This window comes from Fibrobacter sp. UWB10 (assembly GCF_900182935.1).
GTDB classification, from domain to species: Bacteria; Fibrobacterota; Fibrobacteria; order Fibrobacterales; family Fibrobacteraceae; genus Fibrobacter; species Fibrobacter succinogenes_O.
Map to the genome: position 1 here is coordinate 501277 of NZ_FXUE01000002.1, position 11821 is coordinate 513097.

10 protein-coding genes are annotated in these 11821 nt (G+C 49.5%); 3 read left to right on the forward strand and 7 right to left on the reverse strand.

Annotated elements, in window-relative coordinates:
• Nucleotides 1-10 precede the first annotated feature (10 nt).
• The 5 genes from QOL41_RS06660 to hflX all read right to left on the reverse strand — a co-directional run bounded on the left by QOL41_RS06660 (nt 11) and on the right by hflX (nt 4669).
• Nucleotides 11-604 (reverse strand): ABC-type transport auxiliary lipoprotein family protein, encoded by a 594-nt coding sequence (locus QOL41_RS06660; protein WP_283429128.1) that lies wholly within the window; start codon nt 602-604, stop codon nt 11-13.
• A 3-nt stretch (nt 605-607) separates the two neighbouring features.
• The gene (locus tag QOL41_RS06665) at nt 608-1534 is read right to left on the reverse strand and encodes an MlaD family protein (protein WP_173652518.1); all 927 of its coding nucleotides are present in this window, start codon (nt 1532-1534) and stop codon (nt 608-610) included.
• Nucleotides 1535-1546: 12 nt separating this feature from the next.
• On the reverse strand, nt 1547-2332 hold the full coding sequence (locus QOL41_RS06670; RefSeq protein WP_173652519.1) for an ABC transporter ATP-binding protein: 786 nt from the start codon (nt 2330-2332) through the stop codon (nt 1547-1549).
• Nucleotides 2333-2340: 8 nt separating this feature from the next.
• Nucleotides 2341-3405, reverse strand: a complete 1065-nt coding sequence (locus QOL41_RS06675) for an ABC transporter permease (RefSeq protein WP_283429129.1) — start codon at nt 3403-3405, stop codon at nt 2341-2343.
• A 94-nt stretch (nt 3406-3499) separates the two neighbouring features.
• Nucleotides 3500-4669 (reverse strand): GTPase HflX, encoded by a 1170-nt coding sequence (gene hflX / locus QOL41_RS06680; RefSeq protein WP_283429130.1) that lies wholly within the window; start codon nt 4667-4669, stop codon nt 3500-3502.
• Between the two features lie 57 nt (nt 4670-4726).
• Here hflX and QOL41_RS06685 point away from each other — a divergent pair, with 57 nt between their 5' ends.
• Genes QOL41_RS06685 through QOL41_RS06695 form a run of 3 tightly spaced genes read left to right on the forward strand, consistent with a single transcriptional unit; the run spans nt 4727 to nt 9393 of the window.
• The gene (locus QOL41_RS06685; RefSeq protein ID WP_283429131.1) at nt 4727-7303 is read left to right on the forward strand and encodes a hybrid sensor histidine kinase/response regulator; all 2577 of its coding nucleotides are present in this window, start codon (nt 4727-4729) and stop codon (nt 7301-7303) included.
• A gap of 6 nt (nt 7304-7309) precedes the next feature.
• On the forward strand, nt 7310-8389 hold the full coding sequence (locus tag QOL41_RS06690; protein ID WP_283429132.1) for an ABC transporter permease: 1080 nt from the start codon (nt 7310-7312) through the stop codon (nt 8387-8389).
• A complete protein-coding gene (locus QOL41_RS06695; protein WP_283429133.1) occupies nt 8386-9393 on the forward strand; it encodes an ABC transporter ATP-binding protein in 1008 nt (335 codons plus the stop codon). The genes QOL41_RS06690 and QOL41_RS06695 overlap by 4 nt, the downstream gene beginning before the upstream one ends.
• Nucleotides 9394-9670: 277 nt before the next feature.
• Here the strand turns inward: QOL41_RS06695 and QOL41_RS06700 are convergent, their stop codons facing one another.
• Both QOL41_RS06700 and QOL41_RS06705 read right to left on the reverse strand, forming a co-directional pair.
• On the reverse strand, nt 9671-10372 hold the full coding sequence (locus QOL41_RS06700) for an SIR2 family NAD-dependent protein deacylase (protein ID WP_283429134.1): 702 nt from the start codon (nt 10370-10372) through the stop codon (nt 9671-9673).
• On the reverse strand, nt 10372-11757 hold the full coding sequence (locus tag QOL41_RS06705; protein ID WP_283429135.1) for a M20/M25/M40 family metallo-hydrolase: 1386 nt from the start codon (nt 11755-11757) through the stop codon (nt 10372-10374). Before QOL41_RS06705 ends, QOL41_RS06700 begins: the two co-directional genes overlap by 1 nt.
• Between the last annotated feature and the right edge of the window lie 64 nt (nt 11758-11821).

Consider the following 11821-nt stretch of genomic DNA (forward strand, 5'->3'; position numbering starts at 1 on the left):
GTTTTTATTACTAGTTCTGGGACGAAATTCCTTGGAGAGCTTCTTCCATGAACTTGCCGAAGAGCTTGGAGATGGTTTCGGCGGTCGTTCTCGGCTCGCGGTCATTCATGCTCATTTTTTCGTCGAAGCTCTTTTCCCAAATGGCCTGGTCGCTTTCGGTCTTGCGGAAAGTCAGCTGCACAGCAAGGCGGGCGTATTGGTTGCTGCCTTCGTCAATTTCTTCGATGGCGACAATATTGCCCAAAAGTTCAAAGTCGGGCTTGCCTGTGGGCTTGGTTTCTACGGTCTTGAAAAGTCCACTTTTGGCGATGTATTCGCCTGCAACCTGGGCCATCATGTGCTCGGGGCGGCTGGCCCACAAATCCAAATCATAGAACATGAAGTCGTAGGCCGATTCGCGGTAAACAATGTTTGTGCGCTGGTAGGCAGGTTCAATCGTGAACTTGCGCACCTGCAGGCGCTTGTCGGCGTATGCGCCGGCGGCGGGGGATTGAATGTTTTCGACCGCAATGGTGTAATAGCGGGTGGGTTCGCTGGAACCGCCGCCCAGGCAGGCGGTCAAAGAAAGTGCGATTGCCGATAAGAGAATGAATTTCTTGAACATTTATCACTTCCTTCTAGACTTGTTTTCGGCGTGAATCAGCACCGACGGGTTATTCTTAATCTTTTGCGAGAATTCTTCGAGGTTTTCAAGCACGGCGTTGAGTTCCACCACAGCGTCGCCGACCTGATCCTGATTCTTGTAAACCATCTGGTCGAGGCGCTTGGAAAGCTGGTTGATCGATTCCAAAGTCTGCGTGATGTTTTCGTTCATGCTCTTAGTGTCGATGGCTTCAAGCTTTTCCTTGACCAAGTCCATGTTTTCGCTGGTCTTTGCCGCAATTTTAGCTTCTTCGATTTCGGAGAGGACGTTTTTCATGGAGGCGGCGGCATTCGAAATGTTATTGATAGGCTTGTTCAGGTTCTGAGTCATGTTGTTCAGATTCCTGGTGGCCCCTTCAAAATTCTTGATGGCGCTGCTGATATTGTCGGCGTTTTCAGACGAGAAAATCTTGTTGATGTTGGTCAAAAGGGAATCGATGTGACCGATAATGTCTGTGGCCTTGTTCGCCATGGCGTCAAAAGCCGTCTTTTCGGCCGGAACGAAGCCGCCATCTTGAACGTCGGGCTCGTCGAAGCGTCCGCCCGAAAGCACAATCTGCTTTTCGCCCGTCAGCGAAATGCCGTGTGTCATGCCGGCGCGGGTACCAATCTTAATAGGCGTGCCCTTGTTCACGCGGAAACGGACAATCACCTGGTTCAGGTTCGAAGAATCGATTTCGATTCCGGTCACGTTACCGACATCGATACCGTTCAGCTTGACCTGAGCCTCGTTGTAAAGGCCTATCACGGATTCGTTAAAGATGGTGTAATAGCTGTCATATTCACGAGTCAAGTAGCGCGAAAGAACATAGCCCAAGAATACGAGGATAAGAACCCCGCAAAAGAGCATGAATGCGCCAATCTTTATTCGTTCGGAGCGTGTTGTTTCCATAGTTACTCCAAATCAGTCTTTAAAATCAAAATGGTAATATTCATTGTTGTCTTCTTCTTTGGGGCATTGCCTGTTGAAGAAATGCTTGAGTATCGGGTCTTCGCTTTCGAGCCCTTGTTGCAAGGTCCCGTCCATCAAGATTCGCGCATCTTTAAGATAAATAAATCGATCGCAAATAATCTTGATGCTTTCAAGTTCGTGGCTCACAATGAGCATCGAAACTTTGAGCGTGTCGCGAAGTTCAAGCAAAAGTTCGTCGAGCGAACGTGCCGTTACCGGGTCAAGACCTGTGGACGGTTCGTCGCAGAACAAAAGTTCCGGTTTTAACGCGATGGCGCGGGCAAGCGCTGCACGCCTCTGCATACCGCCCGAAAGTTCCGAAGGATACTTGTGGAAGGCATGCAATAGGTGGACTTTTTCAAGTCGGTCGGCCACAATGGCTTCCATCTGGCTCTTGGGCATGTAAGGCATGCTTCGAATCAGCGGGAGCATGGCGTTTTCTGCAACGGTTAAGTCAGACAGAAGTGCTCCATTCTGGAACAGCACTCCTGTACGCATACGAATTTCGCTGTCGAGGCCTTCGCGGGCGTCGAATTTCTGCCCGAAGTAGGAAATAGTCCCGCTTTCGGACTTGGCAAGCTTTAGAATGTTGTTCAGGAGCGTCGACTTACCGCAGCCGGAACTTCCGAGAATCATGCGGATTTCGCCCTTGCGGACATCGAACGAGATGTCGTCCAGAATGAGCTTTCCGTCGTAGCCGGCTTTCAGGTGTTCCACTTTCAAGACAGGATCTTCCATTTGTTCTCCTAGTAGAAAATGAAACTGAACGCGCAGTCAGTGATAATGATTGCAGAAATAGAAGTCACAACGCTCGAGGTGGTCGCGTGTCCCACGGCTTCGGCGCCGCCAGTCGCATTCAAGCCTTCGTTACAGGCTATGAGCGTCACGAGCCAACCAAAGACAATCGATTTGACGGTACTCTTGAGGAAGAGTATAGGCGGAATTCCATCGCGAATGGACTGGAAATAGTTCCAGAACGAAATGTCGAAGAAGAAGTAGGCAATCAAGAAACCGGCAAGGCATCCTGCAATCGAGGCGCAGAACGAAAGAAGCGGAGTGCAAAGCGACATGGCGATAAAGCGGGGGACCACCAGGTACTGCACCGGAGAAATCGCCATGGTCTTGATGGCCTTGATTTCTTCGCAAACGGACATGTTCGCAATTTCGGCCGCAATAGCACTGCCAGAGCGGCCTGCTAGAATAATTGTCGTAAGGAGCGGGCTGATTTCGGCGAAAATCAGGTAACCAAGTCCAGAAGCCAGGTATGATCCGCCACCGACGGCCTTGAGCATAAAGGAACTCTGGAGAGCCATGGTAAAGCAGATGAGGGCGACCATCAAGAAGCAGATTCCGGTCGCTTCGCTTCCGAGGCGGTTGATTTGCTTGGCGGTACCGCCGAATTTAGATCTGCCCTTATCGAAGGGACCGCAAACGCTCCAATAAATGGCCATGTTCAGCAAAACGAACACTTCGGCCACACTTTTTCCGAATCGGTAGCCGATATCGCCCATTTTTTCAACAAAACCGACCTTTCTGAGGTGGTCATTTGCCGGAATTTTCTGCTTTTTGAGGCCTTGAAGGTGTGCTTTGACTTCATCATTGAAGTGTAAAAGCGTGAGTTTATTCCCAGAGGTTTCGCTGATGTCTGCCAAAAGGGCGAAAAAGGCGTCTGCGCTGTAATCCATGCGCTGTAACGCGGATCCGTCGAGACAAAGCGGCTCGTTTCGGAGCGTGCGCCTGCACTCCCGCAACAAATCTTTGCTGTTTGCGGCCGTAAGAGCGGCGGGGAGTGTAATCAGTTTTCCTTCCATTTGGGCCAAATTTAGAAAATCCGTAAAATTCGTGTTACGGATTTTGCGTTTTTTCGACGAAAAGTCATATAAACGTGATAATGCGCAATATGGCCTATTCTTTCCACGGCGCTTCGCTGCGTTCTTTTTGTTTTTGCTCGTGGGCTTCGCGTTTTTTATGCCAGGCAGCAAGCTGTTCCTTGAAGGCTTCCTTCAGGCGTTCCATGCCGATGTTTTCGCGGGCGCTCACCTGGATAGCTTCGGGGTAATTTTCGAGAAGTTCCGTGCGGCGGGCTTCGTCGCAGACTTCGGCCTTGTTGAAAACGCGAATTCTCGGCGTTTCGGGGCTGATAATGCCTTCGAGTGTGCGGTGGGTGACTTCCAAGTGTTCGCGGTAGTCGGGGGCAGAACCGTCGACCACCTCTAAAATGCAGTCTGCATGCGAGGCGACCCCGAGAGTGCTCTTGAAGGTCTCAATTAAGTTGTGCGGAAGTTTACGGATAAAACCAACGGTGTCGGATAGAATGATGTTTTCGCCGTCCAGATAGAGCTTTCGGGTGGTGCTATCGAGCGTTGCGAACAGTTTGTCTTCGACATACACATCGGCGCCTGTCAGGCGGTTTGTGAGCGTAGACTTGCCGGCGTTGGTATAACCTACAATACCGATATGGAATATGTCGTTTCGGTTTTCAGCCTGGCTTTCGCGGGCATCTTCAATCTTTTCGAGCTTCTTTTTGAGTTCCTGGATGCGTTTGCGGATCATGCGACGGTCCGTTTCGAGCTGGGTTTCGCCCGGGCCCTTGGTGCCGATACCGCCATTGTGCTGGCGGCAAAGGTGGGTCCACGCACCGGTCAGGCGCGGCATCATGTATTGGAGCTGCGCCACTTCGACCATCAGGCGGCTTTCTGCCGTTACGGCATGCTTTGCAAAAATGTCGAGAATAAGACCTGTGCGGTCCAAAACCTTGATTCCCGGGAGTCGCTGTTCCAAGTTGCGAACCTGAGAGCCCGAAAGGTCGTCGTCGAATACGACCATCTTGGCATCGAGTTCAGCAAGGGCGTGCTTGACTTCGTTTACCTTGCCTTCGCCAATGAGGGTTGCGGGGCTAAAATTCTGTACGCGCTGCAAAAAACTCTGTACGACTTCGGCACCTGCAGTCTCAGCAAGTCTACCGAGTTCTGCAAGTTGTTCGGTGGCAAGCCAGGGGCGCACTTTCGGCGTTGAAATTCCTACGAGAATGCAGCGCTCCTTTTGGGGCTTGTGTTCTATGGTCAAATCCTTCATACGAGCTACATATTAGAAAACTTTTTGTTATAATTGCACTATATATTTTGAATTGCTATGAAAAAGATTAAGTTAAAACGCTGGATGCCTTTGAGCCCTGCTATTGTAGTGGTTGCAATCGCTGTTGTGGTTCTAGTTTTTGTTTATGCTGTCATGGCTCGTGAATCTTATTTTAAACAAGTCGAAGAATCGATAGCGCAAGAAACAAAGCGTATCGCTTCGGAAATCACGAGCACAATGAATTATGCCAAGAGCAGTGTTAAATTGGTGTCTCAGTCGGTTTCAAAGAAAATGGATGGTCCCGAATTGCGTCGCTCGGAATCGATTTTTTTGGCGATGATGGATGAAGTTCCTTTTTCGAGAATCGATTATATCCGTAAAGACGGCCTGAAACTCTCTTACGACGAAGAACCGGTCGATGTTTCTGAAAGCGAATTTTTCCGCTTGGGAATGACGGGGAAATCGGGTATATGGATTGATTATAAGACAAAAGCTTATAATGAATCTAGAATCAACGTCTATACTCCGTTGTATTACGGTAAAAACGTCATTGGTGTGATTTCGGGAATTTTGGGTGGCAAAAAAGACATTTTGCCGATGCTCAATTATACGGTAGGTGGGGAACGGACTGTTGTTCTCCTTTGCGATCACCAATTGAATATTATTGCATCAAATATCGTTGATAACGATTATGGCGCCTCTTTTGAAAAACGTGCCCAGGAATTCTTTCCGCCAGAAATATTTGACCAGTTTAAAAAGAATGCGGTAATCAAGGAACCTAAGGCGTTTAGGTTCTCGACGGTTTATGGAACATCTATTGCTTGTGTGATGCCGACTAACGAACTGGGTTGGTTCGTGGTGCAAATGGTACCGTATCATGTACTTTCTAATGCGACCAAGGTGATTGCATTTAAAGCTCTCTTTGCACTTTTGTTTGTGCTGTTGTTCTTTATCATATATGTCCATTCCGTTTACCGTACCAATCGTCGCTTGCGTAATGAAATGGAAGGCAAGCACTTGAACGTGATTAATGCGCTTACGGATTCTTACGGCAGTGCATTCGTGATTGATTCCAAGACGGGGCAGAGTGAATGTTATTGCATTGATCAGTATGTGTCGCGTTACATGCAAGATGCTTTTGACAAGGCTCCGCTTTATGACCAGTTCATGTCTTTGTACGTGAATCGTATGGTGCTGCTCGATGATCGTTCTCTATTTGACCGTGTAGTCACCTTGGAACGCCTGAATCGTGAATTTTTGAAGCATAACCGCTTTGAATACATTTATCGAATTTCAAGAGGCGGCGTTATCCATTACATGCAGATTCATTATGTAAAGCCTTCTAAGGATCGCCCCGAAATTGTCATGGGTATTAAGGTTATCGATGAATCCATGAATGCCGAACTTGAAAAGCGTAAGGAACTGAACGAACAGCGCGTGGCGCTTGTGAAGGCTCTGGATCGTGCTCAACGTGCAGATAAGGCAAAGTCGAATTTCTTGTTTAATATCAGCCATGACCTCCGTACTCCGATGAATGCGGTGCTTGGCTATAGTTCGCTTGCCCAGAAGTACTTGCTGAACAAGAACTTCCCCGAAGCAGAAACGTCGCTGTTGAATTATTACTTGGGTTGCATTCAGTCTGCAGGTACTTTGTTGCTCGACATGATCAATTCAGTCTTGTGCCTTACGACGATTGAATCGGGTTATGAAAAGCTTGAAGAACGTCCGGTGCTTACGGCTGCGTTGAGCGAAGACCTGATTACGACTTTCGAACAGAGCGCAAGACAAAAGAATGTCATGCTGCAAGTTTCGAGAAATATTAAGACTCGTTGCGTGAATGTTGATAAGGTCAAGTTCCACCAGATTCTTTTGAATATTGTAAGCAACGCTATCAAGTATACACGTGCTGGCGGGCTTGTTCGTATTTCGATGCGCGATTTTCCGCATGAAAATCCCGAAATGAGCAATATCGAAATGGTTGTCGAAGATACGGGCGTGGGCATTTCAGAAGAATTCTTGCCGAAGGTCTTTGAACTTTTTGAACGCGAACAATCTGCTCTTACTCGCGGTATTGATGGCACTGGGCTTGGACTTTGCATTGTAAAGAAGTTGGTCGACTTGATGCACGGTACGGTCAAGATTTCAAGCCGCGTGGGTGAAGGTACCCGTGTGGTGGTCGTGATACCGCTCCGAATCGCCGAAGACGATGCCGACACGAAGATGCTTGATTTCTCGCCGTTTAAGAAAGTTCTTGCCGGTAAACATATTCTATTGGCCGACGACGATCCGCAAACCTGCGAAATTGTTTCGTTCATGCTTAAGAGTGTCGATGCCGAAGTCGTTTGCGTCAATAGTGGCGATGATTGCTATCGAAAGATTGATGTGTCGCCGACAGGTTCCTTTGACGTTGTGCTGATGGACATGAAAATGCCGAAGGGTAACGGTTTTGAAACGACGGCGCTCATTCGTAAAATGGCAGACCATCGCAAATCGGAATTGCCCATTATTGCTCTTTCGGCAAGTGCGTTTGAAGAAGAAAAGCAGGCTGCTTTTGATGCCGGTGTGAACGGACACGTTGCAAAACCGATTGATTTCACGGAATTGTTCGCGTTGATTACACGCTTGGTAAAGTAAGGGATTATGAAAATTCGCCTGACACAAGAAACTTTGAATCGACTCAAGCGTTTCCGCAAGAACAAGCGTGCGTTTTGGTCTTTGATTGTACTTGTGGTTGCGTATCTGTTGTCACTCACGAGCCCGTGGACCGTCAATGACGAACCGATTTTTATGCGCTACGAAGGCAAAACCTATTTCCCTGCTTTTGTGCGTTATAGCGAAAAAGATTTTGGTGGTGAATACCAGACGGAACAAGATTACGCCAAGCTTTTTGAAACGGTTCGGGAATGCGAAGAAGATGCGGCCGAAGGCTTTACTCGTGCCGGTGGCTGCCCGGACGTTTGGGCGATTATGCCCCCGATTGCGCATGACCCTTTGAAAGCGGACTTGAGCGAAGACGGAACGCCTCCGTTTGCGCCGAGTGCAAGGCATTGGCTCGGAACTGATAGCAATGGCCGTGACGTACTTGCTCGCTTGATTCATGGATTCCGCATTTGCATTAGCTTCAGTTTGCTCTTGACTTTGCTCGGAACCTTCTTGGGCATTGTGATTGGCGGTATTCAAGGCTACCTTGGCAAGTTCTGGGATACCGGTATGCAGCGCTTTATTGAAATCTGGTCGTCGCTTCCGATGCTTTACGTGGTGATTCTAATCGGTAGCATTTACGGCCGCAGTTTCTGGCTTTTGATTTTGATTATGGCGGCTTTCAACTGGATTTCGCTCAGCTATTACATGCGTGCGGAATTCTTGAAGCTGCGCGGCATGACTTACGTGCAGTCGGCCAAAGTCTTGGGCATGGGACACCGCCATATATTCTTCAAGGAAATCTTGCCGAATGCCATGACGCCCGTGGTCACGCTATTCCCGTTCACGCTGATTGGCGGAATCGGAAGCTTGACTTCGCTAGACTTTTTGGGCTTTGGCCTGCAACCGCCTACACCTAGTTGGGGCGAACTCATGAGCCAGGGGCTCAACAACCTTTATGCGCCGTGGATTTCAGTCAGTACGGTAGCAGCACTCTTTGTAACGCTGTTGCTGACTACGTTTGTGGGCGAAGGCGTGCGAGATGCAATGGATCCGAAGTCGGGAGATCGCTATTTATGATTCCGGTTTTGCAGGTTCAAAATCTCTCGGTGGCTTTCGGGTTTGACAAGAATGGCAAACCTCGCGAAGGAATTACTCCGCTGCAGGTAACGGACAAGGTCTCGTTCGAAATCAATCAAGGCGAATTCTTTGCGCTGGTGGGTGAGTCTGGCTGCGGAAAGAGCGTGACTGCGATGAGCATTCTGCGTTTACTGCCGCAACCGAGTGCACAAATTGTCGAAGGCTCGGTGCTGTATCGCGCAGGCGAAAATGCTGCGCCGGTGGATCTCGCGACGTTGCCGCTGGCCGAATTGCAGAAAGTCCGCGGCTCTGAAATTGCATGTATCTTTCAGGAGCCCATGCAGGCCTTGAATCCGGTGGTGACCATCAAAAAGCAATTGCTCGAAGTCTTCAAGTTCTGTGGTGGCAAGGGCAATCTTTTAGCCACCATTCGCGAAATGCTGACTCTTGCCGGCTTCAAGGATATTGACCGCGTTCTGGATTCGTATCCGCATGAGCTTTCGGGCGGCATGTTGCAGCGCGTCTGCATTGTGATGGCTTTGCTTTCTAAACCCAAGCTCATTATCGCCGACGAACCGACTACGGCCTTGGATGTCACGGTGCAGGCGCAGGTGCTTGCGGTGCTCAAGGATATGGCGAACCGCACAGGGACGGCGGTGCTGTTGATTACGCATAATATGGGAATTGTGTCGCAGTATGCTGACCGAGTTGCCGTGATGTATGCGGGCCGCATTGTGGAAACGGGTCCCGTTCGCGATGTGATTGATTCTCCGATGCACCCGTACACGCAGGGCTTGCTGGCGGCTATTCCCGAGAACCATAGCGACATGCGTACCATGAAGTCGATTCCGGGCTCGGTGCCGCATCCGCGCGACTTTGCGAAGGGTTGCCGCTTTGTCGACCGCTGCGAAAAATGCACCGAACAATGCCACAGCGACGAATTGCCGCCTCGCGTTATGGCGTCAAATTCTACTTCTCACGAAGCATTCTGTTTCGCGAAATAGAAATCAATGTTACCACACGGATTGTACAGTCACTTCGTTCCTGTACCAAATGCTCGCTTCGGTCATGACAATACAAGTATTGTCGCGACACTCAGCTTATGCATTTGTTGGAAAACCTAACGGCATTTTAGAAAAAGTATATAAATAGATTTTACGTTAGTAAAATCGAATCAGTGTGGCATTAAAAAGATTCCTGTTGCTTGAAAAAAACTAACAACAGATTTTACGTTAGTAAAATCAGATCCGTGTGGTTCCAAAAGAATCTTGTTGCCAACTATTACTTAAAATTCTTGCACCACTTAGGCACAATGTCTGTGGCCTTGCCTTCCACGAAAACATCCGTGTAAGGATCGCTTGCCGGAACTTCCAAATTCAAGCAAGTCACCTTGGCGCCAAAGCTCTTCGCGAAACTCTTGAAACCGGCGGCGGGGTAGACTACGCTACTCGTGCCAATGTACACGAAATCCTTACAGTGCCTTAGGGCGTCCTGGATTTCTTCCATGTAAAGAGGCTGCTCGCCAAAGAACACAATGTCCGGGCGGCTCATGCCACCGCAGAACGGACAGCGCGTATCAAGCGTTTCTTCGCCTTCAAAAACGAATTCATGCTTCGGATTCTTTTCGCAAGTCAAGCGCATCAAGTCGCCGTGCATGTGCAACACGCGCTTGGAACCCGCGCGTTCATGCAAGTTGTCTACATTCTGCGTCACGAGCAAAAAGTCATCGCCCAAGCGTTCTTCGAGTTCCGCAAGCGCAAAATGAGCGGCGTTAGGCTCATGTTCCTTGAGACCCTTGCGCAAGAAGTTGTAGAAGTCTTTCACGCGCTTCTTGTCACGGTAATAACCTTCGGGCGTGCACACGTCATCAATGTTTTCGTGTTCCCACATGCCATCGTTACCGCGGAAGGTTCGCAGGCCCGATTCAGCGCTAATGCCTGCGCCAGTTAATACCACAAGTCTCGGAAATTTGGTAGAAGTCATTAGCAGATTCCTCCAAAGAAAAGGGTCTCGGCTACAATACCGTGCTCGAAGTCGGGCAGGTAAAGGCTTTCATTTTCACCGTGGGCGTTGCATTCGGGGTCTTCAAGCCCTGTCAGCAGAATAGGAATGTCGCCGAAGGTGTTGCGGAATAGTTCTGCGCCCGGAATGCTTGCGCCGCAGCCGATAAACTTGGTCTCGGCGTTGTAGGCGGTCGCCATCGATTCGCTCATTTTCTGGAAGAACGGGTGAGCGGTATCGGTCACAAACGGGTTTGCGCCATCTTCGGTCACAATGCTGCATTGTAGCCCGTAAGGCACTTGCGCCTGCAAAAATTCCACCAGCTGCTGGGTGGCAATGTCTGCGTCCATGCCGGGGGCAAGGCGAATACCAATGCGGGCGTAGGCGCTGTTCTGCAGAACGTTTCCGGCGTTCATGCGGCTACCGACTTCTATCGCGGTCACCACAAGCGAAGGCCTGCGCCACAGCGACAAGAGAATCTCGTCTTCGGGCACCTTGAGCTGTACGCTGTCCAAAACACCGCCATCGTTTCTGAAAATCTTTTCGGTCATGCCGAGACTCTTGTACGAGGCGAGTTCTGCTTCCGTCGGTGGCACGAGCGTGTCTTCGAAATTCGGAATTAAAATGTTGCCCTTGCCGTCGGTCAAGTTTGCAATCATGCGGCAAAGCACTTGACCGGGGTCAGGAATCGGGCCAGACCAGCTGCCAGAATGGAGCGGAGCCTTGGTCGCCTTGAGTTCCACGTTCACGGCACTCATGCCGCGGAGCGTCGTGGTAATCGAGGGCGTGCCCTTTGCAAAGTTTCCGAGGTCAGCCACAATCACGGCGTCGCATTTCAGAAGCTCGGCGTATTTTTTCAAAATCGTTTCAAAGCCTGCGCTGCCAGATTCCTCTTCGCCTTCAATCAAAAACTTGAGGTTCGGACCGTCATTCTTCTTCCAGGCGCGAACCTGTTCCAGAGCGGCTAGGTGGGTCACGATGCCGGCCTTGTCGTCGGCGGTGCCGCGGCCAAAAAGTCGGTCGCCTTGCTGGCTTGCTTCAAAAGGCTTGGTGTTCCACAGCAATTCGCGCATGGGGGGCTGCACATCGTGGTGGGCGTACAAGAGCACAGTTGGCTTATCGGGGCTTGTCAAGCTTTCGCCGTATACAGAGGGGCGACCGCTCGGCGGTAACAAAAATTGTACGTTGGTTAGGCCTGCGTCCAAAAACAGCTTTTTTACGGCTTCGGCCGATTCCAACACGTATTTCTGGTCAAAATTGTCAAAACTGATCGAAGGAATTCGTACCAGATCACTTAAAGTCTTGATATAATCCGGCATTTTAGAGTGAATTGCCGAAACGATAGAATCAATTGTTTTCTGTTCCATACTGTTCAATAAAATAGTAAACATCTTTAAAAATGGTCGTTGGAGATAGATATTTTCTATTTTT

What these genes read in the sequence shown, in the direction of transcription:
- QOL41_RS06660 (WP_283429128.1), bottom strand. Translation starts at nt 604, where the DNA reads ATGTTCAAGAAATTCATTCTCTTATCGGCAATCGCACTTTCTTTGACC.
- QOL41_RS06665 (WP_173652518.1), bottom strand. Translation starts at nt 1,534, where the DNA reads ATGGAAACAACACGCTCCGAACGAATAAAGATTGGCGCATTCATGCTC.
- QOL41_RS06670 (WP_173652519.1), bottom strand. Translation starts at nt 2,332, where the DNA reads ATGGAAGATCCTGTCTTGAAAGTGGAACACCTGAAAGCCGGCTACGAC.
- QOL41_RS06675 (WP_283429129.1), bottom strand. Translation starts at nt 3,405, where the DNA reads ATGGAAGGAAAACTGATTACACTCCCCGCCGCTCTTACGGCCGCAAAC.
- hflX (WP_283429130.1), bottom strand. Translation starts at nt 4,669, where the DNA reads ATGAAGGATTTGACCATAGAACACAAGCCCCAAAAGGAGCGCTGCATT.
- QOL41_RS06685 (WP_283429131.1), top strand. Translation starts at nt 4,727, where the DNA reads ATGAAAAAGATTAAGTTAAAACGCTGGATGCCTTTGAGCCCTGCTATT.
- QOL41_RS06690 (WP_283429132.1), top strand. Translation starts at nt 7,310, where the DNA reads ATGAAAATTCGCCTGACACAAGAAACTTTGAATCGACTCAAGCGTTTC.
- QOL41_RS06695 (WP_283429133.1), top strand. Translation starts at nt 8,386, where the DNA reads ATGATTCCGGTTTTGCAGGTTCAAAATCTCTCGGTGGCTTTCGGGTTT.
- QOL41_RS06700 (WP_283429134.1), bottom strand. Translation starts at nt 10,372, where the DNA reads ATGACTTCTACCAAATTTCCGAGACTTGTGGTATTAACTGGCGCAGGC.
- QOL41_RS06705 (WP_283429135.1), bottom strand. Translation starts at nt 11,757, where the DNA reads ATGGAACAGAAAACAATTGATTCTATCGTTTCGGCAATTCACTCTAAA.